Raw genomic sequence first — 22,714 nt, forward strand, 5'->3', positions numbered from 1 at the left:
GATATATTGTCACAAAATTCCAACATTACAGGTGATTTCAATGCTCAACTTATTTATGCTTTTACTTGAACGCGTCGGCTTGATTATTTTACTCGCTTACCTCTTGATGAATTTCAATTATTTTAAAAATTTGATGCATCATCGTGAAACGTGGCGGGCTAAATGGCAGTTAGCTATTATGTTTGTTATCTTCGCATTACTGTCTAACGTAACCGGTGTCGTAATCAGAGATTCTCAAATTTTATCTGGGCAACTCTATACCCACTTAGCACCTGATACTTCACTCGCAAATACACGTGTGTTGACTATCGGTGTATCAGGGCTCGTTGGTGGACCTGGTGTTGCTTTAGTCGTGGGTATCATTTCAGGTATCTATCGATTTTATATTGGCGGTGCAAATGCTTTTACATATTTCGTCTCTTCTATTTTGATAGCGTTAGTTTCAGGCTATGTCGGCCGTTACTATTTAAAAGTACGACGTTATCCACCTGTTTTCTTAGGTGTCATTATCGGTGCTTTATTAGAAGTGATTCAAATGACATGTATCTTATTGTTTGCTGAACATTCTGGTCATGCTTGGTCACTTGTAAGTTTCATTGCGATTCCAATGATCTTAATGAATAGTATCGGTACCGCAATTTTCTTATCTATTATTATTTCAACAATTAAGCAAGAAGAACAAATGCGTGGCGTGCAAACACATGATGTCTTACAATTAGCTAATGAAACTTTGCCATATTTCAGAGAAGGTTTAACAGAAGCCTCTGCTTTTAAAGCTGCACAAATTATTAAAGATTTGATGCAAGTTCAAGCGGTTGCGATTACTAACCGTCATGATATTTTAGCGCACGTCGGCGCAGGTAGTGATCATCATGTTCCTCAAAAAGCGATTATTACCGATTTATCTAAGACAGTAATTCAAAGCGGAAAAATTAAAGAAGCACATTCTCGCGCAGAAATCGGGTGTCACCATCCGAATTGTCCATTAGAAGCAGCCATTGTGATTCCGCTTCACATCAAAGACAAAGTTGTGGGTACGTTAAAACTCTATTTTACAGATGCACATCGATTAACTTTTGTTGAAAAACAACTAGCCACAGGTCTAGCCAATATTTTCTCAAGTCAGTTAGAACTGGGCCAAGCGGAGACCCAAAGTAAGTTATTAAAAGATGCTGAAATTAAATCACTGCAAGCACAAGTCAATCCGCATTTCTTCTTTAATGCGATTAATACGATTTCTGCGATGGTCAGAATCGATAGTGAAAAAGCACGTAATTTATTACTGCAATTGAGTCAGTTCTTTCGTTCAAACTTGCAAGGTGCGCGCAATAATACCATTACGCTGGATAAAGAATTACAACAAGTTGAAGCTTATCTATCCTTAGAACAAGCACGTTTTCCGAACCGCTTCAACATCGACTTTGACATCGATCCAGCAGCACAACATGCACTCTTGCCGCCGTTCATCATTCAAGTCTTAGTGGAAAACGCCATTCGTCATGCTTTTAGAAATCGCCGTTCTAACAATAATGTCACCGTTACGGTACAACTAGAAACACATTACTTATATCTCACTGTCAAAGATAATGGTATGGGCATTCCTAAAAACAAAATGCCTTATATCGGTAAAGCCATTGTGCATTCTGAATCAGGCGGTACTGGCAGTGCACTTGAAAACTTAAACTTAAGATTATCTGGTTTATACGGACCCATGTCCATGTTGAAAATCCGTTCGAATGAAAATGGTACAACGGTCAGTTGTGCCATCCCATACCGCACACAAACTGACGAAGGAGGTCAATTAATTTGAAGACATTAATCGTAGATGATGAACCGTTAGCGCGCAATGAATTGAATTACTTACTGACGCAAAATGGTCAATTCAACAAAATAGAAGAAGCTGAAACAATCTCAGAAACCTTAGAAAAACTGTTATACGATACGTACGATGTCATCTTTTTAGATATTCATTTAATGGATGAAAGCGGCTTGGATTTAGCTGAAAAAATTAAAAAAATGCGACAGCCTCCTTATATCATCTTTGCGACAGCACATGACAACTTCGCAGTAAAAGCTTTTGAACTTAATGCGACGGATTATATACTGAAGCCATTTGAACAAGCGCGCATTGATGCGGCAGTCGCTCGAGTTGCTGCTCAAGTGCAAACGAACACAAAAACAACAATTGATACTAAACCAGAAGAGAATGATACTCATAAAACAAACCAAAAATCGATAAATAAATCACCGGACGTTTTACCGATAGAAGTAGATGAACGCATTTACGTATTAAATCAAAAAGATATCGTTGCTTTGACAGTCAATAATAAAAGAACAACGTTGCATACATTAAGTAGTGATTATGAAACTTCTGAACCTATGAACAACTACGCAAAGCGCTTAGATGCAAAACAGTTTATTCGCATTCATCGTGCAACGATTATCAATAAAGCACACATTCAAACGGTAGAACCTTGGTTCAATTATACGTATCAAGTCACAATGACCAATAACCTTAAAGTACAAGTCAGCCGTTCTTATATGAAAGCATTTAAACAAACTATCGGATTAGAATAACTCATAAATAAACTAACTAAAATAAAGCATGCCTAGTTTCCATTAAAAACGAAACTAGGCATTTTTGTATTTCAATCCACTTTTTCAACAACTCAGGTTCTCCCACTTTCAATCTAGATCAATTACTCTGAATTTCAACTTCTGATTAGTGCAACTCGCGAACCTATACTCGCATCTCATCGTGAAAACGCACACAATCTCGGTTTTTCGTCTTAAACTAGAGACAAGATAAAGAAACGAACGGAGGCTATCCACGATGGAAAAAGCACAAACAAACGTTAAAAAAGCAAGCAAAGCAGCAAAAGCGTATTCATTCTTACATCAAGTACTCGTTATCAGTATCATCTTATTAATCTCAAGAATTATAGAGAGTTTTATGCCTATTCCAATGCCGGCATCAGTAATCGGTTTAGTACTGATGTTCATTGCACTTTCAACAGGCATCATTAAACTCGGTGAAGTTGAAGGTGTAGGAACTGCGCTAACAAATAATATCGGGTTCCTATTCGTGCCAGCTGGTATTTCAGTCATTAACTCACTTGGTATTTTAAGCAAGAGTCCAATTTTAATTATCTTGTTGATTATTATTTCAACGGTTTTATTACTACTTTGTACTGGATTTGTTTCTCAAATATTAGTGAAGGGCTCACCTATTAAACGTAAATCTAAACAACATTCAGTCAAACATCACAATAGAGTTGCGGAGGATCATGTATGATAGAACATTTAGGCATTAATACACCGTATTTTGGTATCTTGTTATCTGTGATTCCGTTCTTAGTTGCCACATATTTCTTTAAAAAGACCAACGGTTTCTTCTTATTAGCACCGTTATTTGTGAGTATGGTCTTTGGGATTGCATTTTTAAAGGTAACTGGGATCAGTTATGAAAACTATAAAATTGGCGGAGACATTATCAACTTCTTCTTAGAACCTGCCACTATCTGTTTTGCGATTCCGTTGTATAAAAAACGTGACGTACTTAAAAAATATTGGGTTAAAATTTTCAGCGGTATTGCATTAGGAACAGTCATCGCAATTTTCGGTATCTATGCATTCGCTAAATTATTCCAATTCGGCAGCGGCATTGTCGCATCAATGATTCCACAAGCTGCGACAACTGCCATTGCATTACCTATTTCAGATGGTATCGGCGGCGTAAAAGAATTAACATCTTTAGCAGTAATCTTAAACGCAGTCATCATCTATGCATTAGGGAACAAACTATTACGCTTCTTCCACATCGATAATCCGATTGCACGTGGACTAGCGTTAGGAACAAGTGGCCATACACTCGGTGTTTCTGCAGCACAAGAACTTGGTGAAACAGAAACTTCAATGGCGAGCATCGCGGTTGTATTAGTGGGTGTCATCGTTGTCGCAATCGTTCCTTTCTTAGCAACAATTTTATTGTAAGACCTCCTTACCTACCACAGCATTAATTTTCCATTCGTTTAGAGACAGGATTACCTGTCTCTTTTTTTGATTTATTAACATGAATTAAATGAAAGCGTTTTAATTTAAAGTTTTCATTAAATGTTCAATTATGAAGAGTTGTATCCTGTTTACAAGAAAAAATGTGCGTATTACACTATTAGTAAACGATACGTTTCGTTTTAAAATTATATAGATTGGGATGAATTTTCATTATGTTCGGCATTTCATTAATAAGCTTAATTATCCGCTTTATATTCGGTGGATTGGCTGTTACTTTAGCGACAGTTATTGCGTCAAAACTTGGCGGCAAATTAGGTGGTATCTTTTCTACCTTCCCTGCTGTTTATTTAGCTGCCTTAGTCACATTATCCGTTGACTTTTCAGGCAATAAATTAGTTTATGAATCTATCCACTTAAGTGCTGGTGCTGTGATCGGTATTATCGGCTGTATTATCAGTGTGGCTTTAACAGCAATCGCAGTAAAACATATCGGCTATAGAAAAGGCGCTGTCTTCTCTATCGCATGCTGGTTTGTTTTATCTTGCATTATCCTAGCACTAAAACATATATAATCGGAGGTTTGAATCAAAAATGAAAATGCTATTGATTAAATTTTTAGCCGGCGGCATGTCCGTCTGCTTGAGTTATATCGTATCAGTTATTATTCCTTGGAAAGAATTCGGCGGTATCTTCGCAGTCTTTCCAGCTGTATTCTTAATTGCTTTAATTGCTTCTGGTATCCAATACGGGGATAAAGTTGCAGCCCACGTTAGTAATGGTGCAGTCTTCGGTATGACAGGTGTTTTATTCAACATCTTAGCTACTTGGTTGATGTTAGTATGGACGAACAACTGGATTCTCAGTATTTTCGTCGGTTTAATTGCATGGTTCTTGAGCGCAATTATTATTTTTGAGATAGTAGAGAAACTAGCACATTTGAAACGAGGTCATTAATATGGCAGGCAGACCAAAAGATCCGAAGATAAATATAAGGATTTTTGACGAGTTAGGCAAAATGTTAGAACGTGAATCTTATAATTCCATTACCATAGATGAATTAGCTGAAAATACACAGATTTCAAAGGCGACCATTTATCGCCGTTGGAAAGATAAAGACAGTATGATAATCGATATGTTTTTAAGCAAAGCACATTCCGATGTCACGCTTCAAGGTGAGTTCTTTGAGGATTTATATACCACTTTGATTAAAATCACACATCTGTATAAAACACCTTTAGGCAAAGCAGTCATTCAAATCTTATTAACCAATGAAGAAAATGACTTGCGCAATCACTTCATGGAAGATTATTTCAATCAATACCGTCAAATGTTAAAACAAGTAAGCGCACCTTATATATCAGAAGAACATCAAGATATGTTTATTGATTTAATCTTCTCACCAATTTATTTTAATATCTTGATTAAACCTGAAGTGCTCACAGATGAGTATATTTATGACATGTTGAATACTGTAATTGATGCCTATCGCCCTTCTTAATCAGTTAATTATTTCAATTGAATATTTCTTAAAATAAAGTTATATAGAGTGAGAAATCCCCTCAAATCTCTTTTTGGATTTGAGGGGATTTCTTTATTCATTGCGTTTCTATTTCGCTATTTTCTATTTATTTTCTATCTTTTAAGAACCAATCTAATGCATATTCAATTGCTTTATCCCAGTAAGCATAATCATGTTTACCTGGACCGTCTTCGAATTGATATGCGACTTTTTTATCATCTAAATAGCTGATAAAATCTAAGTTATCTTGATATAAATCATCTTCTGTACCGCACATAATCAGTAAATCAGGGATATCTAAACCTTTATCTATTGCTTGATCCACTAAATAGTAAGGATCAAGTTCAGTGCCTCTAGCTGCTTTTTTCTCTCCTAATATCGCATGTTTAGAGAAGTCATGCCAATCTATATTCATTAACCAATCAGGTGTAAAGACCGCAGATAATGGTGCAGCTTTAGAGAAGCGTTCTGTTTGTGTTAATGCATATTTGATTGTGCCATAACCACCCATGGAATGACCTGCGATAAAGTGGTCTTCACGACGTTTAGACAGTGGGAAGATTTGAAGCGCATAATCAAAAACTTCTAATACATAATCATAATAATTATGACCATAACCCATATTCGCATAACCACTGTGATCGCCTGCTGGCATTATCACTGCGATTTGACGTTCTTTCGCATAACGTTCTAAACTTGTAAATCTTAAATAAGATGTTTCATCGCTTGATAAACCATGCAGCAATAAAAGAACAGGTAATTCTTTTGCAGGTTTATCTGTTTCAAATTGTGAAGGTTCCTCTGGTAAAAATGCGTTAAAGCGCTGTTCTTTACCTAATGTGATTGAATCATAATTGACTTGTAACCATGCCATAATAAGTGCCTCCTCATTATTTGTCTCATCCCTAATGATAAAGGTATCGTATGTCAGATGAAATCATCTTGCATACGATACCTCTTAAATTAATTAACCATCTACACCTTGAGGTAGTGGACCTTTTGGTTTTCTTTTCTTCACAGGATCGAGACGTTTTTCCAAGAATCTTAATACGATATCAATTAACACTGCGATAATCGCAATTGGAATCGCACCTGCAAGAATGAATGTTGTACCATCAGTCGCGTTTGTACCACGGATGATGATGTCACCGAGTGTCGGTGCACCAATAAATGAACCAACCGCTACTACACCGATTGCGACAACTAATGCGATACGTAAACCACCGATAATTACTGATAGTGCTAGTGGCAATTCAATCATACGTAACACTTGGTTGTTTGTCATACCCATACCTTTACCTGCGTCTTTAATATTGGCATCAACACCGATAATACCTGAATATGTGTTTTGAATAATCGGCAATAATGCGTATAAGAACACAGTGACAACAACCGTAGTCGGACCTAATCCCATAACTAACATCAGAATCGCTAACATTGCGATAACTGGAACTGTTTGAATAATGTTTGCGATAGTAATGACAGTCTTAGATAACTTGCCGAATCTTGAAATCAAGATTCCAATTGGAATCCCGACAATTGCAGCAAATAGGACACCATAGACTGACATCAATAAGTGTTGGAAGAATAGTCCCCATAAATAGCCGGCGTTCAATGAATAGTATTCAATCAGCTGTTGGAATAAATTACCTTTCATTATTTTTGCCCGCCTTTCTTATCATCAAAATAATTATGTTTTTGTAAGAACTCTTCAGCTACGACAGCAGGTTCTTTACCTTGACCATCTGCTTCATAGTTCAAGTGCTGCATTTCTTCTGTTGAAATTTTACCTTCTAGTTTTTCTAATGCTGTATTAATTTCAGGATGTTTCTTCAATAAATCCTTTTTAGCAACTGGACTCGCGTCATATGGCGGGAAGAATTTTCTATCGTCTTTTAATACTTTCAAGTCATACGCTGCGATACGTCCATCTGTTGAATAACCTAATGCAACATCTAGTTTTTTACTTTTTAGTGCATCATAAACTAAACCGATTTGCATTGGGCGTACAGTGCTGAAGTTCACACCATACTCTTTTTTGAAACCTGGATAACCGTCACCTTTACGGTTCAACCAAGAGCTATCTACACCTAAGCGTAAATCTTTTTCATGTTTCTTTAAGTCTGAAACTGTATCTAAGTCATATTTTTCAGCTGTTTCTTTTGTCACCATGAAAGCGTACGTGTTATCAAAACCGTAAGAATTGAAGAATTTTTGATTGAATTTTTTATCGAATCCTTCTTGTGTCACTTTCATAGCTTTCTTAGGATCTTTAATCGGATCTTCACCTAGAGCACCGACTAAGTCTGTACCTGTATAACGTGTTCCTGAAACGTTCGCATCGCCGTTCATTAACGCGTTATGTTGAATCGTACTTGAACCCATATTATTAATTAATGTCGGTTTAATTTTATCTTTCGTTTCATGTTCGATCATCAAACGAACCATATGTGACATGATTTGAGACTCACTTGTTGCGAGTGATGTGATTTCTACTGAATCCTCATCTGCACGACCACCGCCTAAACCAGGCAGACTGCATCCAGATAATACAACAAGACAAGTCACCATCAGAATCAAGTATTTTTTTATCTGTTTCATAAAGTTCCAATGTCCTCCCTATCTGGATATTTTATGCTTTTAAGCCTTTTGGTACTGCCCATTTTTCTACTGCGCGTAGTACGTAATCAACAATTAATGCTAATGCTGTAACAAGTACTGCTGCACTCACAATCATAATTGGGTTATATAAGTTCAATCCGTTGAAGACGAAGTCTCCTAAACCGCCTGCACCTACATAACTTGCAAGTGTTGCCCAACTGATAACATACACACTTGATAAGCGGATACCACTTAGAATCAACGGTAATGCTAAAGGCATTTCAACGTCTTTCATCAGTTGGAATTTCGTCATCCCCATACTGATCGCAGCTTGGCGAACGTCTGGGTTAATATTTTGAACACCTAATACTGTATTATTTAAAATCGGTAATAAGATATACACGAACAATGCAATAATTGCTGGTGTTTTACCTACACCGAATATTGGAATCATAATCGCTAATACCGCAAGTGTCGGAATCGTTTGCAGCACACCTGCTGTTGTTAATACAATACTTGCTGCTTTTTTAGTTTTAGCTAACAGAATACCTATCGGCACTGCTACGACGATGGCGATCAAAAGCGCAACAATAGAAATAAAGAAATGTTCGCCCGTCTTTTGAATCAGTTCGCCGCCATATTCTTGAAGGAATTCTTTCATTATCGCTCAACTCCTGCATCCGACGTTTGTTCGTGATCCATTTCAACCGGTGCTTCTTTAATACCTGCTGCTTCATTTGCTTCAGCTTCTTGTTGCGCTTCTTCAGCACCTTCACCCCAAATGCTGTCATATACAATATCTACTAAGTTTGCACGCGTGATTAAGCCCACTAATGTGTCGTGGTCATCAACTACCGGCACGTTACGAACGTTACGTTTTAAAATCGTACGTACAGTATCTTGTAATTTACTGTTGACGTTAACGCGATAAATGTCACGTTGCATTGTATCAATCAGTTCTTTGCCTGCACGTAGACCTTGGTTGATGTCTTCAATATCCATGTAACCTAAGAATCTGTCTTGATTAGTTACCACAAAGATTGTATCGATACGATGACGACGCATTACATCAACCGCATGGTTTAATGAATCATCTGCACGTACTGTAATTGGTTTAATCATCGCATCTTGTACTGTACGCATATTCGGACGATCTTGAATTAAACGGTTTTGACCGATGAAATCACGTACGAAGTCGTTTGCTGGATGACGTAAAATATTATCTGGTGTATCAAATTGAACGACTTTACCTTCTGACATAATACAAATCTTATCTGCAAGTTTAATTGCTTCATCCATATCATGTGTTACGAAGATAAATGTCTTACCTAATTTTCGTTGTAGTTCTTTGACTAAGTCTTGTAATGTATCACGTGTAATCGGGTCTAATGCGCCGAACGGTTCGTCCATTAAAATGATGTCTTGTTCAGCTGCTAATGCACGTACTACCCCGATACGTTGTTGTTGTCCGCCTGATAATTCAGATGGATAACGGTCTAAGTATTCTTCAGGCAAGTCAACCAATTTAATTAACTCACGTGCTTTTTTATCTTTCTTTTCTTCTGGCCATTTTAATAATTTTGGAACCAGAACGATATTTTCTTTGATTGTCATGTGCGGCATTAAGCCGATTTGTTGAATCACATAACCGATACTACGGCGTAATTCTACCGCATTCATCTTTCTGATGTCTTTGTCATCAATCGTGATTTGTCCTTTCGTTGCTTCAATCATACGATTGATCATACGTAAAGCAGTTGTTTTACCACTACCACTTGTACCAATAAATGCAACAAATTCCCCTGATTGAATATCAAGCGAGATATCATCTACCGCTTTTTTACCTCCAGGGTAAACCTTAGATAAATTCTTAATACTAAGCATTAAAGTAATTCCTTTCTTTATCGAATTTGTTTAAGCCTAAGTAAGTTCTAAGTTGTGATTCAAGAACAGTCTGTCTATCGTTCTCTGTACACACCCTAAAAGCAGTCAATAAAAAAATCACTTGCCCAATGTTTCAATAACTTAACGGATAAGTTCCTAAACAAAGTCGCAAATGACTTGTTAATTGCTTTAGATTCGGTTGCGCTGCAACCTTCACCTCAACTACGTTATAATACAGCGCTGTTCAACAGTGTCTGTTCTTTTGCTCAATACAATAAAATTTAAATTGTATCTTCGACTTACTTGATTAATAGTGTACTTTATAATTATAACACAAACTAAACTATTTGGTCGGATTAATCGCAAAATTTTTTGAAAAAGATTTACATATTTTGTGTTTTTCATAATTTAGGGACGATTAATCCAATATTTAATTCCTCTCGCGTAACTTAATTACTTAAAACGACTAATCATTCATACCTTTACCAGCCAATATTTGCGCTTTGTATTTATCAACACGTGCTTTCCTAGTAGCTTCACGTTTAGCTTGACCGATGAAATACATATACTGGCGTTGACGTCCCGGAGTAAGCTTGTTAAATGCTTCATTTAATTGTTCATCCGCTTCTAACGCTTCTCTTAATTCCTGCGGCATGTCATACTCCTCAGTCTTTTTCATTTCGATCTTTTTACCTGCCCGTTCAATTTCCACTGCTTCATTTACATAAGCTAAAATCATTTCTGATTCTGCTTCGATTTGATCAAGCGACGTAAAACGTAATTGTCTTGCTGCTTGAACATTTTTAGTTTGCTGAATCAGCTTATGTTCTGAATCTTTCATTAAAGCACCCTTGTGAAACAACAACGCACAATAGTCTTTAAATCCATGAATCAACACCACATTCTTTCCATTCAAGGTATAACAAGGATGCATCCATTTATAATCTTCTTCTAAGTCTTTATTTTGAAAAATAATGTCACGTAATGCTTTATACTCATCATGCCACGCTTGCGCACGTGCGAAATACGCGTCTGCTTTATCATTTATTCTGTTCTTTGTCATTGTTGTACTCCTTTTTTATTGGCTTAATATACCATAGCCATTTAAGTGAATTTCTAATCCACAATTTTACACTTTTTGTATTCTAAAACACTCTTTCACTTATATTGCCCTTTTTTCTTGTTCATTCCTGAGTTGCCATTGATTGTCTTCCTTATAACTGGTAATTTTCTAGTAATAACAACGATTTTTTACGTTTCCAAAATGCATAATCATCGAACGCTATAAAATTATGAAGTGCGTAATGACGCTTTCAAACAAATTATCACTTCTAATGATTATACAAAAATTGTTTATATAACGTATTTTCATGCATTTTCATTTATAAGTTATAAACCTGTCCTTTTCCTGTTGACCTCATCTGAATTTTCCGTATAATGTTCTATCATGAGTTAGGTTTGCCTTATATAAAATGACGCAAGCTTATTTTGCTTTACAAATAAAAGAGAGCATCTTCTCTGAAACTTAGGAGTTTTACTATGAAACAAACTAAAAGTGGTAAAATCAGCCTGTCACAGCTTGTTTTACTTGGACTTGGTTCATTAATCGGTTCAGGTTGGCTGTTTGGGGCATGGGAAGCCTCATCTGTCGCAGGTCCTGCAGCAATCTTTTCATGGGTGATTGGTTTCATCATCATCAGTTTAGTCGCATATAACTATATAGAAGTCGCGACAATGCTGCCGCAATCAGGCGGGATGAGCAACTATGCACAATATACACACGGTTCATTACTGGGCTTTATCGCTTCTTGGGCAAACTGGGTTGCCTTAGTTACGATTATCCCAATTGAAGCCGTATCTGCCGTACAATACATGAGTTCTTGGCCATGGGAGTGGGCAAAGTTTACAAGTGTTCTGATGAAAGACGGCACAATTAGTAACATTGGTTTATTGGCTGTTTATGTCATAATCATTATCTTTTCACTGTTAAACTATTGGTCAGTGAAGGTACTTACATCTTTCACAAGTTTAATCTCATTCTTTAAACTAGGTGTACCGACATTAACAGTTATCTTATTACTATTATCAGGGTTCCATCCAGGAAACTATGGTCATTCATTAAGCAGTTTCATTCCTTATGGGACTGCACCGATATTTGCGGCGGTTACAGTATCTGGAATCATCTTTTCATTCAACGCTTTCCAAACAATTATTAACATGGGTGCTGAGATTGAAAAGCCAGAGAAAAACATTTTACGTGGTATCGTGATTTGTCTATCATTAACTGCCTTATTATATGTCGTTCTGCAAAGCGTCTTTATTACATCTATGCCAGAAGGTATGGTCGCTGATAAAGGTTGGAAAGGAATTCAATTCAACTCACCTTTCGCCGACTTAGCCATCTTATTAAATCTGAATTGGCTAGCGATTTTATTATACATTGAAGCATTCGTTTCACCATTTGGTACAGGGGTCTCATTCGTCGCTTCAACAGGCCGTGTATTAAGCGCTATGGAGAAAAATGGACATATTCCTAAAATTTTAGGCCGCATCAATAAACAATATAATATTCCACGAGTGGCGATTATTGTCAATGCCATTCTAGCAATGGTTATGGTGACGTTATTCAGATCTTGGGGTACACTGGCAACCGTTATCGCAACATCAACGCTCGTTGCTTATTTAACTGGTCCGACGACTGCGATGGCTTTAAGAAAGATGGGACCAAAACTTCATCGACCATTTAAAGCACGCTTCTTAAAGATTGCAGCGCCTTTATCTTTCGTCTTAACGTCACTTGCGATTTATTGGGCCATGTGGCCGACGACTGCTAAAGTTATCTTTATTATTATTCTAGGTTTACCAATGTACTTCTTTTATGAATACAAATTAAACTGGGAAAATACCCGTAATCAATTACGCGGCAGTCTATGGTTGATTATCTATTTACTGGTACTTTCTGGATTATCCTTTATCGGCAGTAAAGACTTTAACGGTATCAACTGGATTCATTATCCATATGACTTTATAGTCATTATTATCGTCGCTTTAGTCTTTTATAAAATCGGTATCGGCAGTTACTTCGAAAGTAAGTACTATAAAAATGCGGTTGAAATCAATCAAACTTTAGAAAAAGACATTTCAGACCAAGCGAATACTAAAACTTCATCATAAATACTAATTAGAAACAGCTGAACAGATATTATATCTCTCAGCTGTTTCTTTTTTGTGCTATGTTAGAGGAAAGGAGCGAGTACGATGACATCTATAACAAGACATACCAAAGCTGGTACGATTATCGGTCAACTTGAACAGCACTGTGAAACGTATTTTGGCATTCCCTATGCTTATCCACCTATTCACGACAGACGTTTTAAACATGCAGAATTATTAACAAACTGGCCAGAACCTTTGCATGCAGATCAATTTAAAGCAGTTCCGCCCCAACCGTTTAATAAATTAGAAGCATTCTTCTCTACAAAGCCTGAAGATACACAAGTACCTAAAATCGAAAACCAAAGTGAAGATTGTTTATATTTAAATATTTGGAAACCCGTCACTAATTCTCCTAAAAAGAAATTACCTGTCATGATTTGGTTTTATGGCGGAGGTTACCTCAATGGTCACGGTTCTGCAGAACTTTATAATCCTCAAACATTCGCTGAACATGCCCAAGTCATTGTCATTACTTCCAACTATCGCTTAGGTGCACTCGGCTATTTAAATTTCAAAGCCATTAACGAGACATACGATATGAACTGCGGCTTATCCGATCAAGTTACCGTCTTGTTGTGGGTCAAACAGTTCATTGAAGATTTTGATGGAGATTCTAACAATATTACCTTGTGCGGACAATCTGCAGGCGCCATGAGTATTCAAGCACTAATGCTTCTAAAAGCAGCACAACCTCTCTTTCATAAAGCAGTGTTAATGAGTGGTACTTTGCGCTTTGATGAGATAGAACATAGTCAAAGCACTGCACAACATTTTTTAAACACAGTCACAAAACTTTATAACACCACAGACTTAGCTACACTTTCAACACATCAAATGATGCATGCGATGGAAGAAGATTTAATACAATATGGACCCTCTAAAGGATTAGAATTGATTTACAGTCCAGTTTTTGATGAAACAACTATGGTAGATTCTATCCCTGACAAGTGGCCTGTGTTAGTTGGCTTCACTGAACAAGAAGGCGATTGTTATATTCGAAATGAATCACGCAAGTTAGCACCTGAGCGCTTTTTAGAAGTAATGAATCATAACGATATAACCGTCGATACGGCTGCCTTTGATATCACAACGGGCAAAGGTCAGTCTGAAGCAATTACGTATTATGAATTTAAACAACCTGCTTTACGTTGGTTAGATCATTATCAATATACACAGAAATGGCTCTATTGTTTTAATTGGTCACTCCCAGCATCTCAAAATTTTAAAACACCTTATCATATTTTAGATGTCATTTTTTGGTTTGGTCATACTAATATTTTACAGGCACATCACCTTCCATTAGAACATCATACGCAAGCTTTAATGAATCAAATGATGAACACACTCGAAAAGTTTGTGACAGAAGGTTATGTGGATTGGCCTATTTATACAACAAGTGAAGATTCTTATATTTTTGAATAAAAAATACGCTTAACCCAGAGATTTGGATTAAGCGTTTTGTTTATATTTGCGGTTTTTGTGTTTGTTTAATACTTAAGACGATGAATACAATCGCGATACCTAAGATACTTGAACTATATGCGACTGCATGAACGCCGATATTTGAGACGATTAAACCGCCGATCATACCGCCCGCTGCGATACCTGCGTTTAAGCTAGACATATTCCAGCTGAGCACTTGGCTCGCATCACCTTTCACATGGTCAATCAAACCACTTTGTACGGCTGGGTTAGTACTCCATTCCATGATATTCCATATAAAGATGATCAAAACAATCACAATAGAATTCGTAATAAACCAGTTCACTGCAGCTAAAGATATCGTAAACGCAACAGCTGCGATTAATAACCAAGTTTTACTGGTTAATTTATCTGCAAGGAAGCCTCCCATGGATGTACCTAATGTTCCGGCAATACCATTCACTAATAAGATAATAGAGACAAATTGAATGTCATAACCATTCGTCAGCATTAACGGATTGATATAAACAAAGGTAATTGAATTCGCTGTCAGCAACATAAAGGTCACTGCGAGATATTTGATAATCTCTGCACGATTTAAAATTTTGTAGTGTGATGATGTATTAGTTGTATCACCTGACACAGCTGATAATTCAGCAGGTGTCGGCAAGTAACGCATCATTAAGAAAGCAGCTAAGATACTAACCACGATAATGAACACGAACGTTGCACGCCAACCGAGCCATCCGCCAAGCATGGTACCAATCGGCACGCCGAAAACATTGGCACCGCTGAATCCTGAATACACAATCCCAATCATTTTACCGCGGTTCTGCGGTGCCGTCAGCATAGCTGTCAACGCTAAAATTTTAACGATAATCAAAGCTGCAGCTGCTGAAGAAATAATACGACCGATAATCAATAAAGTGAAATTTGGCGATACTGCGATTAATGCATTACCGAAGACAAAGACTGCGATTGTCCAAAGCAATACGGTCTTTGCGCTGAAACGATTAGTTACTTTGACTAAAATCGGACCGCACACGGCGAAAGTGACTGCGTATAACGTCACTAATTGGCCTATCCATGCTTCAGAAACATGTAAATCCGCGCTCATTAAGTTCATAATTCCAGCTACCATCATTTCGACCATACCGACAATAAATACACTAATGATAAACGTCACAATTCTCATGGCTGACATTCTCTTTGCCTCCTCTCTTTTATATGTAAAATTAATATTTTCAACCTTTCCATTATAGTTGAATTGAAATCAAAATGTAAGTAGATAAATTTATTTTCTGTTATTCGTTAAAAAACAGAGCTGTAAAGCAGAAATGGATTTTCCAGCTTTACAGCTCTGTTTATCTAAAATTAGTTATCATCGTCTTCATCTTCCATCATACTGCCGATGAGTTGATGACGATGGTTAAAGAATTGTTTGTAGCTTAAATATGTTGCGATGAGTGCTGTCGTGATTGTCGCAGTGGTATGGATAAAGACAACTAATAGTTGGAATTTGATGGCTTGAAGCGGATCTACACCACTAATAATCATACCTGTCATCATCCCTGGAATAGAAACTAAACCATATGTTTTTACTGAGTCAATCGTTGGGACAATCGCAAGTTTAATACTTTCTCTTACTGCTGATTTAGATGCTAACTTCGGTGTTGCGGCTAACGCAAGTTTACATTCGATTGTGCCGTATTCTTTCACAAAGGCACGATCTAAGTTTTGATATGCGAGGTTAATCGCGATTAATCCGTTATTCGCAAGCATCCCTGCGATTGGAATCAATTCGTTGCCGGTAAATTTAATAGCACCGACAAAAACAATAACCGCTAATGGAATTGCTGTACCGATAAAGATAGATACAAATGAAATCCAAAAGACATGGTGCATCACTTTAGACGCACGACTGATGGTATTCCATGACGCATTAATAATAATGATTAATACGAATAAAATTAAAATCCAAGGTTCATCCAAATCAAATATAAAATGCAGAATGTAACCTAAGATGACTAACTGAATCACTGCACGAATCGATGCGATGATTAAATCTTTCGCTATATTCAATTTCTCTTTAATAGAGACTGCAATAGGGATAATTAATAACAGTGCCGTTAAGGCTAAGGCTGTTGTACTCATACATCAATTACCCCTTTCTTATCTTTATTGACTTTGCCGTCAACTATGTCTACGCGACGGTCAAAGTGTGACATACTTTGGTCATAGCTATGAGTAATCCACATAATCGATACTCCTTCATTTTTCGCTAAACCAAAGATGACATCTTCTGCTTTCTCAGTATTATCCGCATCTAATGCACTTGTAGCTTCATCTAATAATAAAACATCAGGTATGTACATCAACTGACGTGCTAAACAGATACGCTGACGTTCTCCTCCGGATAAAAACTCAACGTTTGTGTCTAAATCATAATGACCTAACCCAAACTCTGATAACAATTTTAACGCTCTATCCTTATCGAACTTGTCATTTCGTGCAATAGAAGGAAACGCTAAATTTTCTCCAATTGTACGATCGAATAAATCTGTCTCTTGCGGCATATAACTGATACGTTGACGTAATGTTTCCGGCTCATACGCATCGTATTCTTTGCCGTTATAATACATATGTCCGCTCGTCGGACTGATTAAATTACACAACAAATGAAACAGCGTACTTTTCCCGCTGCCGGATGGTCCTACAACTGCGATTTTTTCGCCTTTTTTAACCGTTAAATCTAAATGGTCAATAATCAGACGTTTATCCGCTTTGTAGCACACATCTTTTAATTCTAAAATCGCCATACTACTGCTCCTTTTCTTCAATCTAGAGAGATGACATGATTCATCACCTTACTATTCCCTTTCTTATACAATTTAACATATTTCAATTTTTAAAAATATGACAATTATCTAAGTATAGTACAAAAACACTGACCTTTTACTCAGCCAGTGTTCATGGATATCTGTTACTTAAAAAATATTAAAATAAAGCCGATCGCATTGTTGAAAGCATGAAGCAAAATCGCAACTGCCAAATTCTTTCCACTCATTAAATAAACAACAGAAAATACCGTACCCATTATCACATAAGGCAACGCTTCGTATATAGAAGTCGCATACATTATATGTATGCCCGCAAACAAAATGATGGATAATAGCGTTGCCGGAATATTGCCGATTTTCTTACTGAGTTCATGAATAATCACATGTCTATAAAGAAGTTCCTCTACAATTGGTGCGATTATTACTATGCTGATGAATAAGAAAGGCCATAACCATTGATGTTCAAACATAGCTTCAATCATGGCTTGATTTTGTGTGTTGTCGATGTGTAAGACATGTTCCATAAGGTATCCGATACCGATATTTAAAGTAAAGACAATAATACCTCCACCAATAATTAGATACCATTGTTTAAACGCAGTCTTTACCCTCTCTTTCGCAATAGGTACCAGATAACGTCGATGCATTAAGTAGAAAATAAATAATAAACCTATACTCGACACATCTTGTGCGATGCCGCCAAATTCTTCATACTTTATCATCGGAACTTCTCGGTTAGTCGCACCGTAATATAGACCAAGCACGAGTTGCAGTAGTATCGCTGCACCAAATAATAAGAAGAAAGATAATGGAAATAAGAAGAAATCACGCTTCATAACTTTAGTTGAGTCAAAAGGATTTTCAAGTGTCTGAGTTGTTTGTGTCATGTTGTCACCTCTTGTTGTTTTCTTTATTGTACAAAATTCAAACATCTTTGTATCAATAAATCATGAAACGCTAGAAAGTTATCCTAAACTTTAAAGTCTGTTTAATGACTTATCTAGCTTAATTATTTCCGTGGAAATAAAAAAAGACTGCATAAGCAGTCTTTGGAATGATTGATTTATACTTTTATGTTACGAAAATTTATCCATAATGAACTGACCAACAATACCAATAAAGCCAACACCATTAATAATCATATGAAAAGCGATAGATACCGCTAAATTACGTCGTGAATACATATAAACAAAGACTAATGCACCTGCCATAATCGCATATACACCAAATTCAAATGGCGACACAGCATCAGTTACATGAATACCCGCAAATACAATAACAGATAATATTGCCCCTGCTGTATATCCGATTTTCTTACCGAGTTCGTGGATAATTAAATGACGGAAAATCAATTCTTCAATAATCGGTGTCAAAATCACAATATCTATAAATAAAACCGGCCATGCCCAAGGATTATCAAAGAGTTGAAGAAGTATCATTTGGTTTTGTGTATTATCAAATTGCAGATGCTTCGGCAGTAATAACATCAATCCACCATAGATTGCTTGTGCAACAGACATCGCTAAGTATGTAAGGAGTAATACCCAAGCATAGCGTTTTACTTTCGCAAATCTTGCTTTCGCAATCGGTATAATATATTTTCGATGCATCAAATAATAAATCAGTACTACCACTATTTGCCCAACTAAACTGCCAATCACATTTAACAAAATAAATGTATGTTTAGTTAAATCACCATATTGGCTTTCATATATTAAACGTAATGGAAACATCACTAATACTGTGATCAATGGAATCACAAGAAAGAACAGCGGAATCAACCAAAAATCTCGTTTCATTACACGTTTTGACTGATAAGGATTATCTTGCGTCTGATCTAATGGACGTTGTTCGTTTTCATTCACGATATCACCTTTTCTAAGCAGTTGCTTATTCGTTAACTGCTTGCTTTCGTTTCAAAACAAGATTATAACATATCACGCGTTTATTTAATGTGATTTTTGTGTATATTTTCAAAAAATCATTCTTAATGTTCAATAAAAAAAACAGCAAAATATCGTCTCAGTGTCGACTATTAAAATATAGTAGCGTTGTCTTTAAGCGAAAAGATTATATATGAAATCTGTGAAGTATGTTTCTAAAAACGCTGCGAGTATGTATAAAGGTAAAGCCACTAGAAAGTACATTTTTAGTAAATTACTTAAAGCTAGTTTAAATGAAAGATTTTGCTTTTTATTACTTCTAAATAAGTTGCTTATCTTTCTGATGATTGCTCGATTCAATTTATATAAACCACTAATAACGATGCACATGGCAAATATTTCAATAATTGCATGAGGTATTGCGGACCCGACCATGATAAGACCTTTATTATAATCAATATGAATGGCAAAACCGAACATAATACCTATCACTATGCTTGTAGAAATTATATTTAGAAAGTACAAAAATGGTATTGGCATTAAGGAAAATATAAACATTTGAAGCGGCACACGACCACCATTATTTAGTATATATTCCCATACTTTATTTAATCCTTGCGCATCCTTAAGGTTAGAAGGCAAGCCACTTGATATACTTTTAAAAGTTTCAATTGATGGGCTGAAGATAAGCGATAACACAAAAGCAGTTAAAATAAGAGTCATTGCTACGACGAAAATTTTAATAGTTCTTTTAAAATAATTTGGATCTTGGATATTTAACATAATTAACCTCTCCTTTTAAATTATCAAATTAATTGATTGCTTAGGAGGAGTCGAAAGCTCTCCATATTACCAATTTGATTATAACAAGTATCTTTATTTTTTCACGTTAAATCTATATTTTGTATTATATTTAATTTTTAGTTTCTGATTAATTGCAATAAAAAACAGCAAATCACAATGAAGTGACTCGCTGTTATTATGATAGTGATTATTCTTCGCTAAGTGGTTTTTTTAGAGTTAAACCAGATTTTTTCAATGAGCGTTCAACAGATTTGACGTCGACATAATCATTGCCTTCTTTTGGTCCAGTCACACCTACTCTGTGTGATAACTGTTTTAAATCCGCTTCTTTATAATCAATATCTACTTTTTGAACTGCTTTGTCTTGCTTGATTTCTTTTTTGTATTTAACACCTTTTAAGCCTTCGAATACTTTTTCCTGTTTTGCTAAAATATTTTCAGCATCACTTTTCGAAAGACCGTTTTCATCGTACTTAATTGTCATAATCATTGATTGTTTAACCATTTTATCGCCTTTATAAGTTAAAGTATCAATGACATCTGCCCCTGCTAATTCGCCTTGATATGTTTTTGATTGTTCTTTTTCACACGCTGCTAAGACGAAAAGACTCAACATAATGATCCCCATAAAGAGAAGGCTGCGTTTCATCTCGTTCCCTCTTTTCTTATCCATTTAATAAAATTATTATACCATCTTTTTTCACTTCCACGTATCTCTAATAACTGTTTTTTATGTCTGATTTGAAAATTTAAAGTGTACGCGATTGCTTGTTTAATATAATGAATATTACTATCAATTTAGTCTATACAGTTAATGTAGATTGTAATGTTTTGTGATAAAATTAAAGTGAACAAAGAATGTGACTCTTGTTGTCATATCAGGCATTAAGCGTTCTCATTTTTTCTAAAAGAAGGAGTTAGTCATATGATTTTACCTGGACAAAAACTGATTAATCGTCTGCTGACTGCTTCTAAGCAATCAGAGGGGGTTCTCATGAAACGCATTGGATTAATCGATATCGGTTCAAACACCATCAGATTAGTTGTGTTTGAATACGATAGTAAAACAGGCCTTACGGAAATACAAAATATAAAGACACCTGCACGTTTAAGTCAATATCTTGAAGATGACTTAACAATGAATGATGAAGGTATTCAAGTCTTAATTTCAGCATTACAAAGCTTTAAGAAAGTCGCAGATGAATATAAAGTAGATGAACTGCATCCAATTGCGACAGCAGCAATTCGTCAATCGAAAAACAGAGATGACATTTTAAAACAAGTGAAGAAAAAAATCGGTATGAAACTATCTATCGTTCCAGAATTAGATGAAGCTTATTACGGTTTCTATGCAATTATCAACTCTACTGCCATTGTAGATGGACTTTCTGTCGATATCGGCGGTGGCTCAACTGAAGTTACGTTATTTAAAGGAAAAGAGTTGATTCATTCGCACAGTTTCCCATTCGGTGTCGTTACTTTATCTCGTAAATTCTTTGAAGGTAAAGATCATAACGACAAAGATGCGATTAAAAAAATGCAGAAATTCTTAGACAAAGCCTTTGGTTCTCTTGATTGGATCAATAACCAAAAAGTAGCTTTAGTCGGCGTCGGCGGTTCTGCACGTAACGTGGCACGCATCCATCAATCTGAAGTCGCTTACCCTATCGGCGGTGTACATTGTTATACCATGACAGGTGATGACTTGAACCAAGTCTTTGATTTAATTGAAGACAGTTCACGTGATGATTTAACAAACTTAGATGGTTTAAGTCGAGACCGCGTAGATATTATTCTTCCTGCTGTCGCTGTCTTTAAAGCATTGTTTAAACAAGTAGATGCGACACAATTCACTTTCTCTAGAAAAGGTTTACGTGAAGGCTATGTGATGTATCAATTGAACCAAAAGATTAAAGATGCTTTCGATCGTTTTAACGTACGTAATCGTGCATTATATCAATTGTCGAATACGTATAAACACGAAGGTGTCGGTGCTAAACAACGTGTCGTTTTAGCTGGTGACTTATTAGATCAACTGAAAGAACAAGACATTATCAAGTTGTCTGAAAAGGATCAACGTCTGTTTAAACAAGCCGCTTATATTTATTATTTAGGTCGTTTTATCGATGCTGATTCAGCATCACAACATACGTATTATATTATCTCAAACTCAATGATTGATGGTTTTAGTCACCATGACCGAGTTCAATTAGCGTTAATGGCAAGTTTTAAAAATAAAAGTTTATTAAAATTCTATAATGATGAAACAGGCTGGTTGAATAGTGACGAACTAAGCCACCTACAGTCTCTTGGCGGCATTTTGAAATTCATCGATGCCCTAAATGTTTCACATACAAATCCAATCAAACGCATCGAACTCGTAAAAAATGATAAAGACCATTACACCTTAAATGCCTATTACACTGGACATCCGATTGCAGAAGAATATCAAACAAATCGTCAAAAGAAACACCTAGAAAAAGTATTAAAAGGAAAAGTATCAATAAACTTTACAAAATCTTAACATTAAT

General features: G+C 36.1%; 23 protein-coding genes. 10 read left to right on the top strand and 13 right to left on the bottom strand.

Annotation, left to right across the window (positions count from 1 at the left end; all coding sequences use genetic code 11):
* The first annotated feature begins 40 nt into the window (after positions 1–40).
* The 7 genes from BU038_RS03565 to BU038_RS03595 all read left to right on the top strand — a co-directional run bounded on the left by BU038_RS03565 (position 41) and on the right by BU038_RS03595 (position 5,512).
* Positions 41–1,810 (top strand): sensor histidine kinase, encoded by a 1,770-nt coding sequence (locus tag BU038_RS03565; protein WP_107604845.1) that lies wholly within the window; start codon positions 41–43, stop codon positions 1,808–1,810.
* Positions 1,807–2,577 carry a response regulator transcription factor LytR gene (locus BU038_RS03570; RefSeq protein WP_107604846.1) on the top strand — a complete coding sequence of 257 codons (771 nt, stop codon included), beginning with the start codon at positions 1,807–1,809 and terminating at the stop codon, positions 2,575–2,577. The genes BU038_RS03565 and BU038_RS03570 overlap by 4 nt, the downstream gene beginning before the upstream one ends.
* Before the next feature lie 256 nt (positions 2,578–2,833).
* Positions 2,834–3,295 carry an antiholin-like murein hydrolase modulator LrgA gene (lrgA, locus tag BU038_RS03575; protein WP_107604847.1) on the top strand — a complete coding sequence of 154 codons (462 nt, stop codon included), beginning with the start codon at positions 2,834–2,836 and terminating at the stop codon, positions 3,293–3,295.
* Positions 3,292–3,993: an antiholin-like protein LrgB gene (lrgB, locus tag BU038_RS03580; protein WP_107604848.1), complete on the top strand. Its 702-nt coding sequence runs from the start codon at positions 3,292–3,294 to the stop codon at positions 3,991–3,993. The genes lrgA and lrgB overlap by 4 nt, the downstream gene beginning before the upstream one ends.
* Positions 3,994–4,226: 233 nt before the next feature.
* A complete protein-coding gene (locus BU038_RS03585; protein WP_002479766.1) occupies positions 4,227–4,586 on the top strand; it encodes a DUF3147 family protein in 360 nt (119 codons plus the stop codon).
* Between the two features lie 19 nt (positions 4,587–4,605).
* Positions 4,606–4,968, top strand: a complete 363-nt coding sequence (locus BU038_RS03590; protein WP_107604849.1) for a DUF3147 family protein — start codon at positions 4,606–4,608, stop codon at positions 4,966–4,968.
* Between the two features lies 1 nt (position 4,969).
* Entirely contained in the window at positions 4,970–5,512 is a 543-nt protein-coding gene (locus BU038_RS03595) for a TetR/AcrR family transcriptional regulator (protein ID WP_107604850.1), read from the top strand.
* Between the two features lie 127 nt (positions 5,513–5,639).
* On the opposite strand, the gene BU038_RS03600 is transcribed toward BU038_RS03595, so the two are convergent.
* From BU038_RS03600 to BU038_RS03625, 6 genes are all read right to left on the bottom strand, one after another.
* Positions 5,640–6,407 (bottom strand): alpha/beta hydrolase, encoded by a 768-nt coding sequence (locus BU038_RS03600; RefSeq protein ID WP_107604851.1) that lies wholly within the window; start codon positions 6,405–6,407, stop codon positions 5,640–5,642.
* Positions 6,408–6,500: 93 nt separating this feature from the next.
* Positions 6,501–7,190 carry an ABC transporter permease gene (locus tag BU038_RS03605; RefSeq protein ID WP_107604852.1) on the bottom strand — a complete coding sequence of 230 codons (690 nt, stop codon included), beginning with the start codon at positions 7,188–7,190 and terminating at the stop codon, positions 6,501–6,503.
* Positions 7,190–8,134, bottom strand: a complete 945-nt coding sequence (locus tag BU038_RS03610; protein ID WP_107604853.1) for an osmoprotectant ABC transporter substrate-binding protein — start codon at positions 8,132–8,134, stop codon at positions 7,190–7,192. Before BU038_RS03610 ends, BU038_RS03605 begins: the two co-directional genes overlap by 1 nt.
* Before the next feature lie 31 nt (positions 8,135–8,165).
* Positions 8,166–8,795: an ABC transporter permease gene (locus BU038_RS03615; RefSeq protein WP_002479772.1), complete on the bottom strand. Its 630-nt coding sequence runs from the start codon at positions 8,793–8,795 to the stop codon at positions 8,166–8,168.
* On the bottom strand, positions 8,795–10,018 hold the full coding sequence (locus BU038_RS03620) for a betaine/proline/choline family ABC transporter ATP-binding protein (protein ID WP_107604854.1): 1,224 nt from the start codon (positions 10,016–10,018) through the stop codon (positions 8,795–8,797). The genes BU038_RS03615 and BU038_RS03620 overlap by 1 nt, the downstream gene beginning before the upstream one ends.
* A 466-nt stretch (positions 10,019–10,484) precedes the next feature.
* The gene (locus tag BU038_RS03625; RefSeq protein WP_107604855.1) at positions 10,485–11,081 is read right to left on the bottom strand and encodes a YdeI/OmpD-associated family protein; all 597 of its coding nucleotides are present in this window, start codon (positions 11,079–11,081) and stop codon (positions 10,485–10,487) included.
* Positions 11,082–11,557: 476 nt separating this feature from the next.
* Here BU038_RS03625 and BU038_RS03630 point away from each other — a divergent pair, with 476 nt between their 5' ends.
* Positions 11,558–13,192: an APC family permease gene (locus tag BU038_RS03630; protein ID WP_107604856.1), complete on the top strand. Its 1,635-nt coding sequence runs from the start codon at positions 11,558–11,560 to the stop codon at positions 13,190–13,192.
* Between the two features lie 84 nt (positions 13,193–13,276).
* The gene (locus tag BU038_RS03635; RefSeq protein ID WP_107604857.1) at positions 13,277–14,656 is read left to right on the top strand and encodes a carboxylesterase family protein; all 1,380 of its coding nucleotides are present in this window, start codon (positions 13,277–13,279) and stop codon (positions 14,654–14,656) included.
* A gap of 40 nt (positions 14,657–14,696) precedes the next feature.
* Here BU038_RS03635 and BU038_RS03640 read toward each other — a convergent pair whose 3' ends face one another.
* From BU038_RS03640 to BU038_RS03670, 7 genes are all read right to left on the bottom strand, one after another.
* Entirely contained in the window at positions 14,697–15,860 is a 1,164-nt protein-coding gene (locus tag BU038_RS03640; RefSeq protein ID WP_107604858.1) for an MFS transporter, read from the bottom strand.
* 170 nt (positions 15,861–16,030) lie between these two features.
* Positions 16,031–16,810 carry an ABC transporter permease gene (locus BU038_RS03645; protein WP_002479779.1) on the bottom strand — a complete coding sequence of 260 codons (780 nt, stop codon included), beginning with the start codon at positions 16,808–16,810 and terminating at the stop codon, positions 16,031–16,033.
* On the bottom strand, positions 16,807–17,475 hold the full coding sequence (locus BU038_RS03650) for an ABC transporter ATP-binding protein (protein ID WP_107604859.1): 669 nt from the start codon (positions 17,473–17,475) through the stop codon (positions 16,807–16,809). Before BU038_RS03650 ends, BU038_RS03645 begins: the two co-directional genes overlap by 4 nt.
* A 164-nt stretch (positions 17,476–17,639) precedes the next feature.
* Positions 17,640–18,383, bottom strand: a complete 744-nt coding sequence (locus BU038_RS03655) for a CPBP family intramembrane glutamic endopeptidase (protein WP_158262779.1) — start codon at positions 18,381–18,383, stop codon at positions 17,640–17,642.
* Positions 18,384–18,572: 189 nt separating this feature from the next.
* Complete coding sequence (locus tag BU038_RS03660) at positions 18,573–19,361, bottom strand: CPBP family intramembrane glutamic endopeptidase (RefSeq protein WP_107604861.1); 789 nt, start codon at positions 19,359–19,361, stop codon at positions 18,573–18,575.
* Positions 19,362–19,553: 192 nt separating this feature from the next.
* A complete protein-coding gene (locus BU038_RS03665; protein WP_107604862.1) occupies positions 19,554–20,162 on the bottom strand; it encodes a stage II sporulation protein M in 609 nt (202 codons plus the stop codon).
* Positions 20,163–20,370: 208 nt separating this feature from the next.
* On the bottom strand, positions 20,371–20,832 hold the full coding sequence (locus BU038_RS03670) for a DUF1307 domain-containing protein (protein ID WP_107604863.1): 462 nt from the start codon (positions 20,830–20,832) through the stop codon (positions 20,371–20,373).
* A 345-nt stretch (positions 20,833–21,177) separates the two neighbouring features.
* Here BU038_RS03670 and ppx point away from each other — a divergent pair, with 345 nt between their 5' ends.
* Positions 21,178–22,707 (top strand): exopolyphosphatase, encoded by a 1,530-nt coding sequence (gene ppx / locus BU038_RS03675; RefSeq protein WP_107604886.1) that lies wholly within the window; start codon positions 21,178–21,180, stop codon positions 22,705–22,707.
* Positions 22,708–22,714 lie beyond the last annotated feature (7 nt).

The sequence above is a fragment of the Staphylococcus simulans genome (genome assembly GCF_003043455.1).
Taxonomy (GTDB): domain Bacteria; phylum Bacillota; class Bacilli; order Staphylococcales; family Staphylococcaceae; genus Staphylococcus; species Staphylococcus simulans_A.

Excerpts from the sequence above, each read along its gene's own strand:
- BU038_RS03565 (WP_107604845.1), top strand. The coding sequence starts at position 41 with ATGCTCAACTTATTTATGCTTTTACTTGAACGCGTCGGCTTGATTATT.
- BU038_RS03600 (WP_107604851.1), bottom strand. The coding sequence starts at position 6,407 with ATGGCATGGTTACAAGTCAATTATGATTCAATCACATTAGGTAAAGAA.
- BU038_RS03590 (WP_107604849.1), top strand. The coding sequence starts at position 4,606 with ATGAAAATGCTATTGATTAAATTTTTAGCCGGCGGCATGTCCGTCTGC.
- BU038_RS03640 (WP_107604858.1), bottom strand. The coding sequence starts at position 15,860 with ATGTCAGCCATGAGAATTGTGACGTTTATCATTAGTGTATTTATTGTC.
- BU038_RS03585 (WP_002479766.1), top strand. The coding sequence starts at position 4,227 with ATGTTCGGCATTTCATTAATAAGCTTAATTATCCGCTTTATATTCGGT.
- BU038_RS03620 (WP_107604854.1), bottom strand. The coding sequence starts at position 10,018 with ATGCTTAGTATTAAGAATTTATCTAAGGTTTACCCTGGAGGTAAAAAA.
- lrgB (WP_107604848.1), top strand. The coding sequence starts at position 3,292 with ATGATAGAACATTTAGGCATTAATACACCGTATTTTGGTATCTTGTTA.
- BU038_RS03645 (WP_002479779.1), bottom strand. The coding sequence starts at position 16,810 with ATGAGTACAACAGCCTTAGCCTTAACGGCACTGTTATTAATTATCCCT.
- ppx (WP_107604886.1), top strand. The coding sequence starts at position 21,178 with ATGAAACGCATTGGATTAATCGATATCGGTTCAAACACCATCAGATTA.
- BU038_RS03665 (WP_107604862.1), bottom strand. The coding sequence starts at position 20,162 with ATGTTAAATATCCAAGATCCAAATTATTTTAAAAGAACTATTAAAATT.
- BU038_RS03615 (WP_002479772.1), bottom strand. The coding sequence starts at position 8,795 with ATGAAAGAATTCCTTCAAGAATATGGCGGCGAACTGATTCAAAAGACG.
- BU038_RS03655 (WP_158262779.1), bottom strand. The coding sequence starts at position 18,383 with ATGACACAAACAACTCAGACACTTGAAAATCCTTTTGACTCAACTAAA.
- lrgA (WP_107604847.1), top strand. The coding sequence starts at position 2,834 with ATGGAAAAAGCACAAACAAACGTTAAAAAAGCAAGCAAAGCAGCAAAA.
- BU038_RS03650 (WP_107604859.1), bottom strand. The coding sequence starts at position 17,475 with ATGGCGATTTTAGAATTAAAAGATGTGTGCTACAAAGCGGATAAACGT.
- BU038_RS03630 (WP_107604856.1), top strand. The coding sequence starts at position 11,558 with ATGAAACAAACTAAAAGTGGTAAAATCAGCCTGTCACAGCTTGTTTTA.
- BU038_RS03625 (WP_107604855.1), bottom strand. The coding sequence starts at position 11,081 with ATGACAAAGAACAGAATAAATGATAAAGCAGACGCGTATTTCGCACGT.
- BU038_RS03610 (WP_107604853.1), bottom strand. The coding sequence starts at position 8,134 with ATGAAACAGATAAAAAAATACTTGATTCTGATGGTGACTTGTCTTGTT.
- BU038_RS03605 (WP_107604852.1), bottom strand. The coding sequence starts at position 7,190 with ATGAAAGGTAATTTATTCCAACAGCTGATTGAATACTATTCATTGAAC.
- BU038_RS03635 (WP_107604857.1), top strand. The coding sequence starts at position 13,277 with ATGACATCTATAACAAGACATACCAAAGCTGGTACGATTATCGGTCAA.
- BU038_RS03595 (WP_107604850.1), top strand. The coding sequence starts at position 4,970 with ATGGCAGGCAGACCAAAAGATCCGAAGATAAATATAAGGATTTTTGAC.
- BU038_RS03670 (WP_107604863.1), bottom strand. The coding sequence starts at position 20,832 with ATGAAACGCAGCCTTCTCTTTATGGGGATCATTATGTTGAGTCTTTTC.